Annotated in this window: 20 protein-coding genes; 10 read left to right on the top strand and 10 right to left on the bottom strand. The window is 66.4% G+C overall.

What is annotated here, in order from left to right; translation table 11 throughout:
- Window positions 1-29: 29 nt before the first annotated feature.
- Window positions 30-323 carry a hypothetical protein gene (locus ABWL39_RS01065; RefSeq protein WP_367786363.1) on the bottom strand — a complete coding sequence of 98 codons (294 nt, stop codon included), beginning with the start codon at window positions 321-323 and terminating at the stop codon, window positions 30-32.
- Window positions 316-1,101: a peroxide stress protein YaaA gene (yaaA, locus tag ABWL39_RS01060; RefSeq protein WP_367786362.1), complete on the bottom strand. Its 786-nt coding sequence runs from the start codon at window positions 1,099-1,101 to the stop codon at window positions 316-318. The genes ABWL39_RS01065 and yaaA overlap by 8 nt, the downstream gene beginning before the upstream one ends.
- A gap of 108 nt (window positions 1,102-1,209) precedes the next feature.
- Between yaaA and ABWL39_RS01055 the strand changes: the two genes are divergently transcribed.
- The 5 genes from ABWL39_RS01055 (at window position 1,210) to ABWL39_RS01035 (ending at window position 5,115) form a co-directional block, all read left to right on the top strand.
- Window positions 1,210-1,869, top strand: a complete 660-nt coding sequence (locus ABWL39_RS01055) for a response regulator transcription factor (RefSeq protein ID WP_367786361.1) — start codon at window positions 1,210-1,212, stop codon at window positions 1,867-1,869.
- Window positions 1,866-3,194: an ATP-binding protein gene (locus ABWL39_RS01050; RefSeq protein ID WP_367786359.1), complete on the top strand. Its 1,329-nt coding sequence runs from the start codon at window positions 1,866-1,868 to the stop codon at window positions 3,192-3,194. Before ABWL39_RS01055 ends, ABWL39_RS01050 begins: the two co-directional genes overlap by 4 nt.
- Before the next feature lie 93 nt (window positions 3,195-3,287).
- Complete coding sequence (locus ABWL39_RS01045; protein WP_367786357.1) at window positions 3,288-3,692, top strand: PDZ domain-containing protein; 405 nt, start codon at window positions 3,288-3,290, stop codon at window positions 3,690-3,692.
- Between the two features lie 40 nt (window positions 3,693-3,732).
- The gene (pal, locus tag ABWL39_RS01040; RefSeq protein ID WP_367786355.1) at window positions 3,733-4,278 is read left to right on the top strand and encodes a peptidoglycan-associated lipoprotein Pal; all 546 of its coding nucleotides are present in this window, start codon (window positions 3,733-3,735) and stop codon (window positions 4,276-4,278) included.
- 207 nt (window positions 4,279-4,485) lie between these two features.
- Window positions 4,486-5,115 carry a hypothetical protein gene (locus tag ABWL39_RS01035; protein WP_367786353.1) on the top strand — a complete coding sequence of 210 codons (630 nt, stop codon included), beginning with the start codon at window positions 4,486-4,488 and terminating at the stop codon, window positions 5,113-5,115.
- A 3-nt stretch (window positions 5,116-5,118) separates the two neighbouring features.
- Here ABWL39_RS01035 and ABWL39_RS01030 read toward each other — a convergent pair whose 3' ends face one another.
- The 3 genes from ABWL39_RS01030 to ABWL39_RS01020 are packed head-to-tail and all read right to left on the bottom strand — an operon-like array spanning window position 5,119 to window position 7,971.
- Window positions 5,119-6,036, bottom strand: a complete 918-nt coding sequence (locus tag ABWL39_RS01030; RefSeq protein WP_367786352.1) for a DMT family transporter — start codon at window positions 6,034-6,036, stop codon at window positions 5,119-5,121.
- Window positions 6,033-7,142, bottom strand: coding sequence for an alanine/ornithine racemase family PLP-dependent enzyme (locus tag ABWL39_RS01025; RefSeq protein ID WP_367786350.1), 1,110 nt, complete (start codon window positions 7,140-7,142; stop codon window positions 6,033-6,035). The genes ABWL39_RS01030 and ABWL39_RS01025 overlap by 4 nt, the downstream gene beginning before the upstream one ends.
- Before the next feature lie 46 nt (window positions 7,143-7,188).
- Window positions 7,189-7,971 carry an ABC transporter substrate-binding protein gene (locus tag ABWL39_RS01020; RefSeq protein ID WP_367786348.1) on the bottom strand — a complete coding sequence of 261 codons (783 nt, stop codon included), beginning with the start codon at window positions 7,969-7,971 and terminating at the stop codon, window positions 7,189-7,191.
- A gap of 181 nt (window positions 7,972-8,152) precedes the next feature.
- On the opposite strand from ABWL39_RS01020, the gene gcvA reads away from it, so the two are divergent.
- Complete coding sequence (gene gcvA / locus ABWL39_RS01015) at window positions 8,153-9,043, top strand: transcriptional regulator GcvA (RefSeq protein ID WP_367786346.1); 891 nt, start codon at window positions 8,153-8,155, stop codon at window positions 9,041-9,043.
- 279 nt (window positions 9,044-9,322) lie between these two features.
- On the opposite strand, the gene ABWL39_RS01010 is transcribed toward gcvA, so the two are convergent.
- Window positions 9,323-9,715 (bottom strand): hypothetical protein, encoded by a 393-nt coding sequence (locus ABWL39_RS01010; RefSeq protein WP_367786344.1) that lies wholly within the window; start codon window positions 9,713-9,715, stop codon window positions 9,323-9,325.
- 337 nt (window positions 9,716-10,052) lie between these two features.
- On the opposite strand from ABWL39_RS01010, the gene ABWL39_RS01005 reads away from it, so the two are divergent.
- Together ABWL39_RS01005 and ABWL39_RS01000 are read left to right on the top strand one after the other, a co-directional pair.
- The gene (locus ABWL39_RS01005) at window positions 10,053-10,193 is read left to right on the top strand and encodes a hypothetical protein (RefSeq protein ID WP_367786342.1); all 141 of its coding nucleotides are present in this window, start codon (window positions 10,053-10,055) and stop codon (window positions 10,191-10,193) included.
- 31 nt (window positions 10,194-10,224) lie between these two features.
- On the top strand, window positions 10,225-10,422 hold the full coding sequence (locus ABWL39_RS01000; RefSeq protein ID WP_367786340.1) for a DUF1653 domain-containing protein: 198 nt from the start codon (window positions 10,225-10,227) through the stop codon (window positions 10,420-10,422).
- A 29-nt stretch (window positions 10,423-10,451) separates the two neighbouring features.
- On the opposite strand, the gene ABWL39_RS00995 is transcribed toward ABWL39_RS01000, so the two are convergent.
- Both ABWL39_RS00995 and ABWL39_RS00990 read right to left on the bottom strand, forming a co-directional pair.
- Window positions 10,452-10,622 carry a hypothetical protein gene (locus tag ABWL39_RS00995; RefSeq protein WP_367786339.1) on the bottom strand — a complete coding sequence of 57 codons (171 nt, stop codon included), beginning with the start codon at window positions 10,620-10,622 and terminating at the stop codon, window positions 10,452-10,454.
- A gap of 89 nt (window positions 10,623-10,711) precedes the next feature.
- Entirely contained in the window at window positions 10,712-11,320 is a 609-nt protein-coding gene (locus tag ABWL39_RS00990) for a YigZ family protein (protein WP_367786338.1), read from the bottom strand.
- Between the two features lie 288 nt (window positions 11,321-11,608).
- Between ABWL39_RS00990 and ABWL39_RS00985 the strand changes: the two genes are divergently transcribed.
- Together ABWL39_RS00985 and ABWL39_RS00980 are read left to right on the top strand one after the other, a co-directional pair.
- Window positions 11,609-13,396, top strand: coding sequence for a diguanylate cyclase (locus tag ABWL39_RS00985; RefSeq protein ID WP_367786336.1), 1,788 nt, complete (start codon window positions 11,609-11,611; stop codon window positions 13,394-13,396).
- Between the two features lie 12 nt (window positions 13,397-13,408).
- Window positions 13,409-14,014 carry an ACP phosphodiesterase gene (locus ABWL39_RS00980; RefSeq protein ID WP_367786334.1) on the top strand — a complete coding sequence of 202 codons (606 nt, stop codon included), beginning with the start codon at window positions 13,409-13,411 and terminating at the stop codon, window positions 14,012-14,014.
- A gap of 2 nt (window positions 14,015-14,016) precedes the next feature.
- On the opposite strand, the gene rnk is transcribed toward ABWL39_RS00980, so the two are convergent.
- Together rnk and ABWL39_RS00970 are read right to left on the bottom strand one after the other, a co-directional pair.
- Window positions 14,017-14,430, bottom strand: a complete 414-nt coding sequence (gene rnk / locus ABWL39_RS00975) for a nucleoside diphosphate kinase regulator (protein ID WP_367786332.1) — start codon at window positions 14,428-14,430, stop codon at window positions 14,017-14,019.
- A 126-nt stretch (window positions 14,431-14,556) separates the two neighbouring features.
- A complete protein-coding gene (locus ABWL39_RS00970) occupies window positions 14,557-15,507 on the bottom strand; it encodes a TerC family protein (protein WP_367786330.1) in 951 nt (316 codons plus the stop codon).
- Window positions 15,508-15,831 lie beyond the last annotated feature (324 nt).

Below are 15,831 nucleotides of genomic sequence, written 5' to 3'. Positions count from 1 at the left end.
CATGCCGGGGCCATGGCAGGTCGGCGCGGCTAGCCCAGCAGGGTGGCTACCCAGCCGTAGCCGAAACAGGCCGCCGCGGCGCAGTAAGCCGCACGGCAAGGCCAGGGTGTGCGCGACCAGCTGATGACGTCGCGCGAGCCGTACAGCGTGGCCGGGTGCAGCACCACGCCGAGCATCAGCATGGGCGCGGCCAGCGTGCGCACGCGCGCACCGAAGGCGAGCCCTGGATAGAGCGCGATCAGCGCACCGAAGCCCGTCACGGCCAGCAGCAGCACGATCCCGACGAGGCGCTGCGACGTGCGCAGCCGTGGCCAGTCAAGCATGGCTGGCCGCCGGGTCGCGGCGGAACACCCAGGTATCGCCTTCCGACACCTCGGGGGCGAAGCCGTAGCCGTCGTAGTCGAAGCCCTGCAGCGCCTCGGGCTCGGTCAGGCCATGGCTGGCCGCGTAGCGCACCATCAGTCCGCGCGCGCGCTTGGCGTAGAAGCTGATGATCTTGTACTGGCCATTCTTGAGGTCCTGGAATACCGGCGTGATCAGCCGTGCGGCGAGCCGCTTCGGCCTGACCGAGCGGAAATACTCGTCCGACGCAAGATTGACGAGCACCGGCTGCGTTGCATCCGCCAGCAGCTCGTTCAGCGCGTCGGTGATGGCGTCGCCCCAGAACGCGTACAGATCCTTGCCGCGCGGGTTGCCGAGCCGCGTACCCATCTCCAGCCGGTAGGGTTGCATCAGGTCGAGCGGCCGCAGCAGGCCGTAGAGGCCGGAGAGGATGCGCAGCCGCGACTGCAGGTAGTCGAGCGCGCCAGCATCGAGGCTGGCGGCGTGCAGCCCCTCGTAAACATCACCCATGAAGGCGAGCACGGCCTGCTTGGCGTTGTCCGGCGTGAACGGCCGCTGCCAGCTCTGGTAACGGCCCGCGTTGAGCACGGCGAGCTCGTCGCTGATCGTCATCAGCCGGCCCAGCTCGGCGGGGGAATACTCGCGCAGGCTTTTGATCAGTTCGGCCGAACGGTCGAGAAACGCGGGCTCGGTGTGGCGCCCGGTGGCGGGCGGAGTGGTGTAGTCCAGCGTTTTCGCCGGAGAAATCACCATCAGCATGTGGCACTCCTCATATCGTTGCGGCGCCCATTTTAGCCGAATCGCACGCCGCCGCGACCAGCCGGGCCGGACTGTAATAGACTGCGCCTCAATCAGGATGGGGGCCCCATGAAACTGCTGCTAGTCGAAGACGACCGGATGATAGGCGAGAGCATCGTCAGCGCACTCGAAGACGAAGGCTTCGCGCTGACCTGGCACACCCGCGGCGACGCGGCCGACGCCGAGCTGCAGGCGCGCGGCTTCGATCTGGTGCTGCTCGATCTGGGCCTGCCCGGCAGCGATGGCATCGAGGTGCTGCGCGCCCTGCGCGGCCGGCGCGACAGCACGCCGTTACTGGTGATCACCGCGCGCGACACGGTGCAGCAACGGGTGCAGGGGCTCGACGCCGGAGCCGACGATTACCTTGTCAAACCCTTCGATCTCGACGAACTCGGCGCACGCATCCGAGCGCTCTTGCGGCGTGCCGGCGGCCAGCGCGCAATGAGCTACCGCCGCGGCCCGCTCTACCTCAACACGCTGCGGCGCGAGGCCCTGCTCGACAGCGAGCTGGTGGTGCTGTCGGCGCGCGAATGGGCGCTCGTCGAAGCGCTGATCGCCTGGCCCGGCGCCATCCTCTCCAAGGCCCAGCTCGAACAGCACCTGTACGGCGGCCTGCCCGACGTCGAGAGCAATGCGGTCGAGGTCTACATCCACGGCATCCGCAAGAAGCTGGGGCAGGATTTCATCGTCAACGTGCGCGGCGTCGGCTACATGGCGGCCAAGCCATGACGCGCATGATGGCCTCGCTGCGCATCCGCCTGCTGGTGTTGCTGGGCGTGCTGATCCTGGCGTCGGCCTCGGCGCAGTTCATCACCGCGTTCCAGTCCTCGCTGAGCGCCGCCGACAAACTGTTCGACTACCACATGCAGCAGATGGCGCTGGCGCTGCAGGACAGCGCCTTCGACACGCTACAGCTCAACGCCGAGGAAGGCGGCAACAACTTCGATTTCGTGATCCAGATCTGGAGTGACGACGGCGTCAAGGTCTACCAGTCGCGCCCGCACCGCACGCTGCCCGAGCAATCGGTGATCGGTTATTCGAACGTCATGCTGTTCAACGGCGAATGGCGCGTCTACGCCGTGCACACGCATCATCGCGTCATCCAGGTGGCGCAGCAGCTGCAGGCCCGGCGTGACCGCGCGATCGGCATCGCGCTGCGCTCGCTGTGGCCGATCTGGCTCGGCTCGGCGCTGCTGCTGATGGCCGCCTGGTGGGTGGTGACCGCCGCGCTGAAGCCGCTCGCGCGGGTGCAGGCCGAGCTCAGCGAGCGCAGCCCCGACTCGCTCGAACCGGTCAGCACAGCCGCGCTGCCGCGCGAGATCAAGCCGCTGGTGGCCGAGATCAACCAGCTGCTGGCACGCGTGGGCGATTCGCTGGCGCGGCAGCAGCGCTTTCTGGCCGATGCCGCGCACGAGCTGCGCTCACCGCTGACAGCGCTGAAACTACAGGTGCAGCTGTTGGCGCGCGCCAAGGACGATGCCGCCCGCACCCAGGCGCAGGAACGCCTGGTCAGCGGCACCGAGCGCGCCGTACGGCTGACCGAGCAACTGCTGCAACTCGCGCGCCAGGATGCCGCCACGGCCCTGCCGCAGGCCGCCGGTACTGCGCTCATCGAGGGCGCTGCACTGGCGCTGGCCGACACCGCCACGCTGGCCGCCAGCAAGCAGGTGGCGGTGTCGAGCGAGCTCGACCCGGCCGCGCGCGTCACCGGCAATGCCGACGCGCTGGCGGTGCTGGTGCGCAATCTGCTCGACAACGCCATCCGCTATACCCCGGCGGGTGGCAGCGTAGCGCTGCGCGTCGCGCTCGGTGCCGGCCATGCCGTGCTGACACTCGACGACAGCGGCCCTGGCATCGCCCGCGACGAGCACGCGCGTATCTTCGACCGCTTCTACCGCCCGGCCGGCACGGTCGAGCCCGGCAGCGGGCTCGGGCTCGCCATCGTCAAGGCCATCGCGGATCGCCACGGCGCCGCGTTGACACTGGGCCAGTCGCCGCTGGGTGGCCTGCGGGTGGCAGTCAGCTTTCCGCCTGCGCCCAATTCACCGCGCTGAGCCACGCCGGCTTTCTTACCTGGAATCTTTAATTTTCGTCTAAGTTTCACCGCGCATCATCGGGCTATCGCAGGAGTTAGGAGCCAACGCTTCATGCCGAACCGTCGCTGGGCGATCGCCTTGGGCGCCGCCCTCACGGCGGCAGTCGGGCCCGTGGTCTGTATCCAGCTGCTCGGTATCGACTGGCGTGCGCTGATCGAACACCCACCGGCAGAAAAACCAGCCATGCACGACGAGCACCTGACCGCACTCACGCAATGGGGCCTGGTGCTGCGCGAAACGGCCGGCCCCGACGGGGTGCGCCTGCTCGTGCACAGCGTATCGGGCCCGGCGCGCCTGGCCGGGGTTCAGCCGGGCGACGTGTTGAGGCGCGTCAACGGCCGCACCGTGGCCTCGGCTGCCGATGTGATGGAGCGGCTTGGCGGGCCTCCCGCCATCGCGGCCATCCTGGTGCAGCGGCGGGACGACGAGGTGTTCATTCCACTCCGCGCAGACTAGCGCCGACAGGTGCTGATTCCATGACCACGAGAGGTTAACAATGAAAAAACTTGCTACCAGCGTCGTTCTGACCGCCCTGCTCGGCGCCTGCGCCAGCACGCCCGCACCGCAACCGGCCCCGGTCCAGACCAAGCCCGCGGCATCGACGCAGGCCACCCAGCCGGCAGCACAAGCCAGCGCGGCCGACAGCGCCAAGCTCAACGCCAATGCCCTGCCGCCCTATCTCGACCCGGCCAACCCGCTGTCGCAGAAGCGCAGCGTGTATTTCGAATTCGACCACTACAACGTGGCAGACCAATACCGCGCCATCGTCGACAACCATGCCAAGTACCTGAACGACAACCGCAACATCAAGGTCAAGGTGGAAGGCAATGCGGATGAGCGCGGCAGCCGCGAGTACAACCTGGCGCTGGGCCAGAAACGCGCAGAAGCGGTGAAGAAGCTGATGACGGTCAATGGGGTAGGGGAAAGCCAGATCGAGACCATCAGCTGGGGCAAGGAAAAGCCGCGCGCGGAAGGCCACGACGAAGCCGCCTGGGCGGAAAACCGCCGGGCCGACATCGCCTATCCAGGCGACAAGAAGTAATTTACCGGGTGGTCAAACTCCAGGTGGGTGACCCCCGCCTGGGGCGCTCGCCCGCCGGCCCCCGTCCGGCGGGCTTTTTTACGTGCGTCAGGTAGCGCAGCGGCACGCCGGGTTTGCCTGTCGCAGCCCGGCCTGTCGCGGCCCGGCCTGTCGTGGCTCGGCCTGCCGTGGCCCGGCCTGCCACCACTGAATAGAGGGAGCCTCAACGTGTCGATCCAGTCACTCGCCCCACTCGGCTTCGCCGTCCTGCTTGCCGCCTGCAGCGTGGCCCCCACCGGCCCTGCCGTCAATACCGCTGCCGCACCGGCCACACCCGCCAGCAGCGCGGCTCCTGCCGAGCAGGCAGCCACCGCGTCAGCCAGCGCGGCAACACCCGCCAACCCGCTGGCCAACGAAACCCTGGTCGGAACCACGCTGGTACGCGGCGATGCCCTGCCCAGCCTGGTGGCCTATGGCTGGCGCGTGGGCCTGCCGATCACGCCCACCCAGGCCGGCGGCATGGACTTCTGGCGAGTCGACAAGGAAGGGCAAGGCCGGCTGATCGTGGCCAAGCCGATCAAATCGCTAGGCGGCGGGCGCTATCGCTACCAGGTGCACAGCGAGCTCGACATCCCCTTGCCGCCGCAGAATGTCGCCCACGCCCGCTGCGCTTCGCCGCTGTACGGCGCTTACAACGAATATGCGCTGATCGACCTCGACGGCCGCAAGCGCATCACCTGGCTGGCCCACATGGACAAGCACGGCACGCTGATCGAACTCAAGTCCGGCGCGCCGCGCCGCCACAAGTGCAGCTTCGACGACCACGGCAAGCGCGTGTCGCGCGTGCTGGCCTGGTAAGGGCTAGCGGGGCGCATCGCAGAGCCGCGCCGGGCGGGGCTCCCAGGCCACCAGCACGAGGCCCGCGAGCAGCACGGCGCCGCCGGCCCACAGCATCGGGTCGAGCGCCTCGCCGAACAACCAGTGCCCACCGAGCGCGCCGAAGATCAGCATGCTGAAGCTGCCCGGCTCGACGGCGCTGGCCTCCCCTGCCCGATAGCCGAGCACGAACAGCCAGCCGGTCAGCAACGAAAAGCCGCCCATCGCCAGCACCAGCAGCCAGGCCTCGGGCGACAGCGGCGGCAACGCGGCACCGCCCAAGCCGCCAAACAGCAGCGCCTGCCCGCAATACGACCAGAAGATCATCGCCAGCGCGGTCTCGCTCTCGGCGCCCTTCTTCAGCGCCACGCCGAGCAGCGCCTCGATGAAGGCGCCAAGCAGCGCCACCGCCATGGCCGGGCTGAAGTCGCCGCCCTGCGGCTGAGCGATCAGCCACACGCCACCGAAGCCGGTGAGCACGCCGAGCCAGCGCAACGGCCGCACGCTCTCGCGCAGGAACACAAGGCCAAGCGGGATCAGCATCAAGGGGATGGTCAGCGAGAACACCGTCGACTGCGCGAGCGGCAGCCGGTTCACCGCATAGGTGCTGGCGAGCCCCGCGCCGGCGGTCAGCACCACGCGCGCCAGATGCAGGCCGGGCTTGCGCGAATAGAGGCCGGCACCGCGCCCACGCACGGCCAGCGGCGCAAGCAGCGCCAGCACGGCCACTGCGCGCAGGAACAGCGACTGCAACTCGCTGAGCTCCGTCCCGAGCCGCTTGAGGCACATATTCATCGCGGTATAGGCGATCATCGCCAGCGCCACCCAGATCAGGCCGCGCGTGTTGCCGGGCAGCGCATCCCAGCGCCGGCGCAGGCGTTGGGGCAAAGTAAGCCCGTTCATGGCGCGCCCCCGCCCGGTGCCGCCGGGCGGCCGGCGCGATAACGCTTGCCGACGTAGGGTGAGGTCATCGCCATCAACAGGGCGCCATAATCGACAGTGAAGCCGATCTCCGCGCCGAGCCCATAGGTGTCGGTGCTGTCGCCGGCGTCGAGCACCAGGTGGTCGCTGCTGGCGCCGACGATGCTGAGCCGCGCGTCCAGCGGTGACAGGCCCGGCGGCAGGACATCCTCGCGGCCGATGGCGAGGATCAGCCGGCGCGATGGCCGGTCCGGCAGGTGGCCGAAATCCGGCCGTACGCCAAAGGCGTTCTCGCCGGCCACGCCGTAGGGCCGGCCCGGCTTGATCTTGGCCTCGATCACCGGCGCGCGCACGACGAAGGCATCCTTGCGCAGGCGCGCCGCCAGGCCCGGCGGCGTCGGCGACTCGGCCATCATGATGCTGGCGCCGAGCCGCAGGTGGTTGATGCCGGCCGGCATCAGCCCCTGTTCGAGCAAGGGCAGCGAAAAGGTGTTGCCGCCCGACACCAGCGGCAGTGCGATGCCGAAGCGGCGCCGCGCCTCGGCGGCCAGATGCGCCAGGCTGCCGAGGTTGTCCACCGTCGGCTGGATGCCGCTGACGCAGGCCAGGTTGGCGCCGAGCCCCAACAGATGCAAGCCCGGCAGCGCCAGCACCTGTTCGACATGGGCCATGACGTCGGCTGGCATGATGCCTTCGCGCAGGTCACCCAATTCGATCATCAGGATCACGTCGTGCTCGATGCCCGCCGCCACCGCCCGCTGCGACAACAGGCGCAGCGTCGACAGCTCGGATTGCAGGCTGATGTCGGCGTGGCGCAGCACCGCCTCGACTTCGAGCGGTGACGGCGCGCGCAGCAGCAGCAAGGGCGCGGTCACGCCAGCACGGCGCAGCCGGGCCAGGTTGTCGAGCCGCGAATCGGCGATCTGCGCGACGCCGCCGCGCACCATGGCCTGCGCCACGCGGGGCGAGCCGCAGGTGGATTTGGTCACGCCAGCCACCGCGATGCCCGCCGCCTGGCAGGCCTCGACCAGCACGCGGGCATTGTGCTCGATGCGGTCGAGATGGATGTCGATATGGGCGCCGATCATGATGAGCTCGCACGGGTGCGGCGGGGCCAGCCCGCCGCTGCCCCGCTTATTTGCCGTAGATGTCGAAGTTGAAGTACTTGGCCTGCACGGTCTTGTAGACGCCGTTGGCGCGGATGGCCTTGAGCGCGGCGTTGAACTGGTCGCGCAGGTCGGCATCGGCCTTGCGCAGCGCGATGCCGGCACCGTGGCCGAAGTATTTCGGGTCGTCGAGCACCGGGCCGACGAACTCGTAGCCCCTGCCTGCCGCCGTGTCGAGGAAATCGGTGCGGCCCACCACGCTGTTCACCAGTGTGGCGTCGAGCCGCGCGCTGGTCAGGTCGAGGAAAGCCTCGTTCTGCGAGTTGTAGGGCACCACCGTGGCGCCGGCCTTGGTGTAGACGTCCTGCGCGTACTCTTCCTCGGTCGAGGCACGCAGCACGCCGATCTTCTTGCCCTTCAGGCTGTCGGCCGTGCCGGCGAGATGGGTGGCTGACTTGGCAACGAGGCGCGACGGCGCTTCATAGTATTTGTCGGTGAATTCGACCGATTTGCGGCGCTCGTCGGTAATCGTCATCGACGAGATGATCACATCGTACTTGCGCGCGTTGAGCGCCGGCACGATGCCGTCCCAATCCTGCTCGACAAAGCTGCAGCGGGCCTTCATCTGCGCGCACAGGGCATTGGCAATATCGATGTCGAAACCGGCCAGCTTGCCGTCCGGCGTCTTGTAGGTGAACGGCTTGTAGGCGGCCTCCAGCCCGATACGGATGGTCTTCCATTCCTTGGCCTGAGCCGTCGCTGCGCCAAACGCCGACAGAACCAGCGCAGCCACCAGTGCAACTTGCTTCATCAATCTCTCCTTCGATGCTGCGCACGCCGTCAGCGCCGCTTGCCAGCCCTTAAAATATGTCATGCCTTGACAGGCCCCGGCAGAACGCCGAATCCATCGACAAATCCTAGCCATGGCCGGCTACCCGCACCATCGATTTATCGGCATACTAGCCATGAGAAAAACTATTGGCTAATGCAAGATGTCACGTCTCCCGCCCCTCAATGCGCTGCAGGTATTCGAAGTTGCCGCGCGCCACCTCAACCTGACCCGCGCCGCCGACGAGCTGCACGTGACGCAAGGCGCGGTGAGCCGCCAGATCAGGATGCTCGAGGCGCACTACGGCGTACCGCTGTTCCTGCGCCGTGCCCGCGGCCTGGCACTGACAGCCGAGGGCAGCGCACTGCTGCCCGGCGTGCGCGAAGGCTTCGCCCGCCTGGCTGAGGCCTCGGCCCAGCTGGCCGCGCAATGCAACGACATCAAGTTCCGGCTCCCGCCGAGCTTCGCTATCCGCTGGTTCCTGCCCCGGCTGGAACGCTTCCAGGCGGCCTGGCCGCAATACCAGATCCGCATGACTGCGGCGTGGAAGAACGAAGTCGATTTCGATCGCGAGGATTTCGACGCCTGCATCCTCTACGGCAGCGGCGACTGGCGTGGCATGCACCTCACCCGCCTGTTCGCCGAGCGCATGACGCCGCTGTGCTCGCCGGCCGTCGCCGCGCGCCTGCGCCAGCCCACAGAGCTCGCCGGCGAGACGCTGCTGCACCCAAGCGAAGATCATGTCGACTGGCGCAACTGGCTGACGCTGGCCGGCGCCGACTCGATCGACGTGGCGCGCGGGCAATCGTTCGACACGCTGGACCAGGCCATGAATGCAGCAGCGCAGGGCTATGGCGTGGCCATAGGGGATCTCGCGCTATGTGCCGACGATCTCGCCGCCGGGCGGCTGGTGGCGCCGTTCCCGCTGGTGCTGGACAAGGGGCTGGGCTATTACCTCGCCTGCCGCCCGGCACAGGCGGAGCACCCCAAGCTCGCGGCCTTGCGCCAGTGGCTCGGCGACGAGGGCCGCCGCGAAGGCCCGGCCACGCCTTAAATCCGGTGTCGGCCCGCTTTACACAACGAATATATTTTCTGTGGAATAAAGAAGTAGAAACAGCGACTTGGCCATCGCTGGCGTGGAACTTGCGGAGAGATCAAGGCAAGCCTGGCAGCCACGCCGCCGCTCTCGCGGCGGCCGGCACAGACTGTTTGCGAGGTTGGGGCACCTCGTACGGCAACGGCTCGGTCCGTTGCCGTTTTTTTTGTGGCCCCGGCAATGGTGGCCACCCTAGGCCGGCACAAAATTGCCGGGGGCCAGCAAAATTTGCCGGTGTCAGCCGGCGGCCGGGCGCCGCTCGTCGATGATGCGGCAGCGCAGGGCCGGGTCGCCCTGAGCCTGCAGCGTCAGCTCGCCATGATCCCAGTGGTAGCTGACCTCGCGCCGCGAATGCGCAATCACATAGCTGCAATGGCCGTCGTGGGTGTCGAGCAGCGTGATGTAGGCATGCTTGAAGCGATTCGTCTCGTCATGCACCACATAGCAATCGCCATCGACGAGCACGTTGAGGCACATGTCGCCATCGGCCAGATGCAGGCGGTAGACGCGGTGCACATGCGGCAGCCAGTCGAGCAGGCCATGCAGCAGGTGGCCCGGCGACGACAGCCGATAGGTCAGCGCGGCAGCCAGCGCCGCATGCTCGAACGAAGTCGACGACCCCGTCTTCATGGTCCATGCCCTTTCAAGAGAATCGTTTTGGCATAATCATCAAAGCATAAACCATTCCCACCTTCTTCGCACATCAACCAGCCCGCTGCCTGGTGTCGGCGGTATAGCGCTCGCCGGCCTGATCGGGCAGCGTCAGCAGCCTGCCCTCCGCCTTGATCCGGCTGCTTGCCGGGGGCGGGCCCGGGGCCGTTCGCTCGCCATCCCGTACCGAGCAGTCAGGCGAGGCCCGAGGCAGTTGTAAGCGCAAGCGACACGCAGCACGGTAATATATTCGACCGGCTCGATCCTTTTCGTCGGTGCCCGCCGTTCAAGATATATCACCCCACGCAGAAACATCATGGCAGGCCAGCCCTACCCGCTGCCCGGCCTGACGCTGGCGGGCGCCAAGGCGGTGCTCAAGCGCTACCGCGAAGAACACCCCGAGGCAGCGCTGCCGGACGACCTGCGCGACAAGCTGGCCGATACCCCGCCACCGTAACCACGATGCACACGACACAGGAGCACAGCGCATGAACACACGTTATCGCCACTACAAGGGCGGGCTGTATGAACTGGTCTGTGAGGCAACGCTCGAATCCGACCTGACCCCGCTGATCATCTACCGCGCGGCGGATGGCTCGATCTGGGCCCGCCCCAAGGCCGTGTTCTTCGAGCAGATCACGGTCGACGGCAAGACGCTGCAGCGCTTCACCGCACTCGACGACTGAGCCATCGCACACCAGGGCACGGCGCCGGTTCAGCGGGTGCCGCCGGCCTTGCTGTCGGGTTGCCGCAATGCCTCGGGGCTCGCTACTTGCCGGGTGGCCGGCGTCGGCGGGCAAGGCATGTGCCAGCCCTCGCGCCGCGCGGCACGTACCAGATCCGTCCCGAGGATACGCCGCATCCGGGCGTCTTGTTCGTGAGCCATGTTGCCTCCCTTCCGTACATCGGGTGACGCCTCGCAGGGCTGATCCGCAATGTACGGCTTACTGCTGCGCTTGGATGATTCGGTTCACCTCAAGTAATGCCCGTGCCCAATTCATCCAGCCAACGAGCCCGCCCTTGTGTCAGGTTGTCGAGCTCCGCCCTGGCCGCGGCGCACTGCGCCTGCGGCAAGTCCAGATCGAGGCGGCGCAGCTGGTCGTAACTCTCCGCGCCCACCACTACTACACCGGCCTGCGCGCACCAGTGGCGCACGCGGTGTTCGAGCGCCGGCTCGATCAGCAGCGACAGCCTGGCCATCGCAACCACCGGCACCAGACGGGCCTGCTGCAGTGCCAGCGATACGGCCTGGCCATAGGCCCGCGTCAGCCCGCCGGCGCCGAGCTTGACGCCGCCGAAATAGCGTACCACCACGGCACACACATCCTGCAGTGCCTTGTGCTGCAGCACGTTGAGCATCGGCTTGCCGGCCGTGCCCGATGGCTCGCCGTCGTCGTTCGCCCCGGCCTCGTTGCCCGCCAGCATCGCCCAGCAATGGTGTCCCGCGTCGGGGTAACGGTCGCGCAACTGCGACAGCAAGACCATGGCGGCCTGCCGTGACGCCACCGGCGCGACATGGGCAATGAAGCGGCTTTTCTTGATTTCTAGTTCGGCCTCGACGGCCTCGGCAAGGGTAAAGGTCATGGTGGCGTCAATTTTGTCGCAGCCGGCCTGCCAGGTGTTGCAAATTCACCCATTCCGCTTCGCCGCACGGCCGGCGGCCAAGCCGGAACAGGGCCCGACCGCCAATACGGCAAATCACTTATCCACAATACAAGATAATCAATATTTTCTAATTTAAACATGAAGATAAGGCGCAAATTCAAAATCAAAAAACACGCCATTTTATGCCAATAGCAAGCAAACGATGACCCAGAGGAGTTGCCAATGGTGTAATATCAGCGAAACGAAAATTGTCTGGAGACACATGCGGTGAACGGCACGTCGGATCTTCATTTCGCCATCGACGAGCTCAATCAGCAGGCTTGGGAATGGCTGCAGAGCGAGCCTGATCGTGCCCTCCGCGCGGCAGAAGAAGCATTGCGCAAGTCGATCGAGCAGAACTATCTGCACGGCCAATCGCATGCCCGCTTGGCCTTGGCTTTGCACGAAACACGGCAGGGCGATGTGCGTGCCGGCATCGCCAGGCTGGGTCAGATTGCTGACGACTGCGCACGCCACGGCGACCATGTCGGCTATCTGCGTGCCAACCTGGGTGTGGCGCAAGCCGAGCTCGGCCACGGCGAGGCGGAGCGGGCGCGCACCCGGCTGCACACGCTGCTGCAACAAGCCGAAGCCAATCTGCAGGTGCCGGACTACGCCGCCCTGCTCAACACGCTCAGCATCGCCGAGCACAATGTCGGCAACGCGACCGAAGGCCTGCGCCTGGCCTACCAGGCGCTCGCGGCGCTGGGCCCCTATCCGTACAACGCGATCACCGCCTTTCTGAGCCACAATATCGGCGTCTACCAGCTCAACGTCGGCAACGACGACCTTGCCCACAAGCTGCTCAGCGACGCGCTGATCGCCATTCACGCGGCCGGCAGCCGCACGCAGATCGCGCTGTTCACCGCCAACCTGGCCCTGTGCCAGCTCAACCGCAACGAGTCGGCACAGGCACTCGATCTGGTCGTGGCCCGCATCCACCTCGGCAGCGATGACGTGACCCCGCGCGATTACGGCTTCCTGCTTGCCGTCGCGGCCCATGCCTGCACCCGCCTGCAGCGCTGGGACGAGGCCGTCGAATACCACAGCCAGGCCAGGCATTACCTGAAGGATGAAGACGACCCCTTCTTTGCCGGCTATCTCGCCTATCTGGCCGCTCTGCTGGCCCAGCACGCCGGGGTACTGCCGGAGGCACTGCGCCAGACCAGCGTGGCGCACGAGGCCGCCCGGTTGTCGCACGACGACCAGCTACTGCTCAACACGCTGTCGCTGCAAGCCGAATTGCAGGCGCAGGCCGGCGAGCACCAGCGCGCCTACGAGCTGCACCGCGAGTTCCACACGCACTATCACCGCCTGACCGATACCGCCAACGAAACGCGCTACCTGACGCTGCAGGTGCAGTACGAGCTGCAGGAGGCGAAAGCCGCGCGCGACATCGCCCAGCACGACCACGCCGAGACCGAGGCTGCGCGCCAAGCGCTGGCGGCGCTGAACCAGGAGCTGGCCGACCGCCTGGCCGACATCGAGGCGCTGCAGGCCGCGCTGCGCGAACAGGCCATCCGCGACCCGCTGACCGGGCTCTACAACCGCCGCCACCTGAGTGAGGCACTGCCGCAGGTGCTACAGCTGGCCATCCGCGAAAACTGGTCGGTATGCGTGGCGCTGATCGACCTCGACAACTTCAAACGCCTCAACGACTCCCACGGCCACGGCATGGGTGACGCGGCGCTCGTCCACCTGGCGCAGGTGTTGCGCGACGGCATTCGTGGCTCTGATTTCTGCTGCCGTTACGGCGGCGAGGAGTTCTGCATCGTCTTCGCGCCGATCTCGATCGACGCCGCCCACACGCGCCTGCACCAGCTGCTGCAGGCCTTCGCGGGCGCCACCATCGTCGACGGCGAACAGAACGTGAGCGGCCTGACCTTCTCCGCCGGCATCGCCAGCAGCCTGCACCACGGGCTCGACTCGCAAAGCCTGCTGCGCGCCGCCGATATCGCGCTCTACCGCGCCAAGGACAGCGGCCGCAACCAGGTGCTGGTGGCCGTGCAGGAGTAGCAGGCCCGCGCCTTGAACTATCTGGCCCACCTGCTACTCTCGGCCGACACGCCACAGTCGCGTGTCGGCAACCTGCTCGGCGACTTCATCAAACCGCACCAGGCCCAGCATCTGCCCGCTACCCTGCGCGCCGGCATGGCACTGCATCACGCGATCGACCGCTACACCGACAGCCACCCGATCGTGCGCCAGAGCAAGGCCCGCGTGGCCGCCGAGCGGCGCCGCTTCGCCGGCATTCTCGTCGACATCTTCTACGATCATTACCTGGCGCGGCACTGGGCGCGGTTTCACCCGCTGCCGCTGGAAGCCTTCACCGCGCGCTGCTATCACGAGCTGCATCAGCAGCACCAGTGGCTGCCGCCACGGCTGCAGGCGATCCTGCCGATCATGGAAAGGGAAGACTGGCTGCTGCGCTACCGCGACATCGACGGCATCGCCGAGGTGCTGCGGGCCTTCTCGCAACACCGGCTGAGCCGCCCCAACCCGATCGGCGAGGGCATCCGCGACCTGCGTGAGCGCCACGCCGAGTTCGAGCAAGATTTTCTGGCCTTCTTCCCCGAGCTGGCCGCCCATATGGCGGGGGCGATCCGCCTCGCGGCAGCGACACCCCCTGGCTGAACCTACAGATGCAGGTCGCCCGCCGCTTCTGGCTGATAGAGCACCGCGTCCACCCGCAGGCGGCGCACGCCGGCAGGCACCAGCCAGTCGAAGCGGTCTCCCACCGCATAGCCGAGCATGGCGGTACCGATTGGCGCCAGGATCGACACCTTGCCGCGTGACAGGTCCGCATCCTGCGGGTAAACCAGTTGGTAGGTGCTGGCTTCGCCGGTATCGAGGTCGCGCAGGCTCACGGTCGAATTCATCGTGATGATGTCGCCGGGGAGGTTTTCCGGCGTCACCACCGACGCCCGATCCAGCTCTGTTTCGAGATCCTCCAGATACGCCTCTTCGGCGCCTTGTTGGCGCGCGTGCGACAGCAGCCCCTGCAAACGCTGCATGTCCTGACTGGTAATGACGATGGAACGTGGGTTCATGGATTCACTCCGTTTAACACTTGCCTGGTTCTGATCAAAAGAGAAACGGGAGCGGCCAAGCCGCCCCCGTTTCACCTGCTCATCTTAGCCTGTGCCCCGAGAAAGGGCCACCCTGCCGCAGTACGGTCAGGCTTCCTGCGCGCCGCGGCGCAGGCTCAACCATATCGACCCGGCCAGAATCGCGGCCACGACGCCGAGCGACCAGCCCACCGGGATGTGGAAGAAATCGACGATCAGCATCTTCACCCCGACGAACATCAGGATCGCCGCAAGGCCATACTTCAGCATCGAGAAGCGGTCGGCAAAGTCGGCCAGCAGGAAATACATCGCGCGCAGGCCGAGAATCGCGAAGATGTTGGAAGTCAGCACGATGAACGGGTCGGTGGTGACGGCGAACACGGCCGGGATGCTGTCCACGGCGAAGATCACGTCGGTGATCTCGACCAGCACCAACACCAGGAGCAGCGGCGTGATGTAGCGCACGCCGTCGCGCATCGTGAAGAAGCGCTCACCTTCGAGCTTCTCCGTCACCGGGTAGTGGTTGCGTATCCAGCGCACGATCGGGTTCTTGCTCAGATCACCCTCATGCTCGGCAAACCACATCATCTTGGCGCCGGTGACGACGAGGAACAGGCCAAACAGGTACAGAATCCAGCTGAATTCGGCAATCAGCCAGCTGCCGGCCAGAATCATCAAGGTACGCAGCACCAGTGCGCCGAGCACGCCGAACAGCAGCACGCGGCGCTGCAGCTCGGCCGGCACCGCGAAGTAGCCGAAGATCATCAGCCAGACGAAGACGTTATCGACCGCGAGCGACTTCTCCAGCAGATAGCCGGTGAAGAACTCCACCGCCTTCGCGTTCGCCACCTCGGCGCCCAGCGTGCCCTTCAGGTACCACCACAGCGCGCCGTTGAACAGCATCGCGATCGACACCCACACCAGCGACCAGATGCCCGCCTCCTTCAGCGACACCTTGTGGCCCTTGCCACCCTTGAGCGCGAACAGATCGACCGCGATCATCCCCAGCACCAGGGCGAAAAAGCCCGCCCACATCCACCATGTTCCGATTGTTTGCATTGTGTACCCCATCGTTCCGGGCACTGCCAGCAACCCCATTTCCGCCGCGATACGTCGTTGCGCTCGAACATGCTTTCCGACAGATCAGCCCCATGCTGTGTCGGAATTTTTCGCTCGCACCTAGCCTCGCGTGGAAACAGGGGCGCTGGAAGCCCCTTCAGGCAATAAAAAAACGGCCAGTCCGAAAGACATTGGCCGTTGTTTTGGACGCACGCACCTTGCCTTTCGGCAAGGTCTTGCTTGCAACGTGCGTTGCCCGGACACCGGGTGAATTCCGTTCAATTCAACCGTATTGACGATGTGCCGGCGAGAAGCTACTCCCCT

It is taken from the genome of Chitinivorax sp. PXF-14, assembly GCF_040812015.1.
Classification (GTDB): Bacteria; Pseudomonadota; Gammaproteobacteria; order Burkholderiales; family SCOH01; genus JBFNXJ01.
Note: the sequence above shows the minus strand (reverse complement) of the source record. Positions and strands in the feature narration are given on the sequence as shown.

Coding starts and splice junctions, on each gene's coding strand:
- gcvA (WP_367786346.1), top strand. CDS start 8,153: ATGTCACGTCTCCCGCCCCTCAATGCGCTGCAGGTATTCGAAGTTGCC.
- rnk (WP_367786332.1), bottom strand. CDS start 14,430: ATGAACCCACGTTCCATCGTCATTACCAGTCAGGACATGCAGCGTTTG.
- ABWL39_RS01000 (WP_367786340.1), top strand. CDS start 10,225: ATGAACACACGTTATCGCCACTACAAGGGCGGGCTGTATGAACTGGTC.
- ABWL39_RS01055 (WP_367786361.1), top strand. CDS start 1,210: ATGAAACTGCTGCTAGTCGAAGACGACCGGATGATAGGCGAGAGCATC.
- ABWL39_RS01020 (WP_367786348.1), bottom strand. CDS start 7,971: ATGAAGCAAGTTGCACTGGTGGCTGCGCTGGTTCTGTCGGCGTTTGGC.
- ABWL39_RS01045 (WP_367786357.1), top strand. CDS start 3,288: ATGCCGAACCGTCGCTGGGCGATCGCCTTGGGCGCCGCCCTCACGGCG.
- ABWL39_RS00995 (WP_367786339.1), bottom strand. CDS start 10,622: ATGGCTCACGAACAAGACGCCCGGATGCGGCGTATCCTCGGGACGGAT.
- ABWL39_RS01030 (WP_367786352.1), bottom strand. CDS start 6,036: ATGAACGGGCTTACTTTGCCCCAACGCCTGCGCCGGCGCTGGGATGCG.
- pal (WP_367786355.1), top strand. CDS start 3,733: ATGAAAAAACTTGCTACCAGCGTCGTTCTGACCGCCCTGCTCGGCGCC.
- yaaA (WP_367786362.1), bottom strand. CDS start 1,101: ATGCTGATGGTGATTTCTCCGGCGAAAACGCTGGACTACACCACTCCG.
- ABWL39_RS00970 (WP_367786330.1), bottom strand. CDS start 15,507: ATGCAAACAATCGGAACATGGTGGATGTGGGCGGGCTTTTTCGCCCTG.
- ABWL39_RS01010 (WP_367786344.1), bottom strand. CDS start 9,715: ATGAAGACGGGGTCGTCGACTTCGTTCGAGCATGCGGCGCTGGCTGCC.
- ABWL39_RS01050 (WP_367786359.1), top strand. CDS start 1,866: ATGACGCGCATGATGGCCTCGCTGCGCATCCGCCTGCTGGTGTTGCTG.
- ABWL39_RS00990 (WP_367786338.1), bottom strand. CDS start 11,320: ATGACCTTTACCCTTGCCGAGGCCGTCGAGGCCGAACTAGAAATCAAG.
- ABWL39_RS01065 (WP_367786363.1), bottom strand. CDS start 323: ATGCTTGACTGGCCACGGCTGCGCACGTCGCAGCGCCTCGTCGGGATC.
- ABWL39_RS01005 (WP_367786342.1), top strand. CDS start 10,053: ATGGCAGGCCAGCCCTACCCGCTGCCCGGCCTGACGCTGGCGGGCGCC.
- ABWL39_RS01025 (WP_367786350.1), bottom strand. CDS start 7,142: ATGATCGGCGCCCATATCGACATCCATCTCGACCGCATCGAGCACAAT.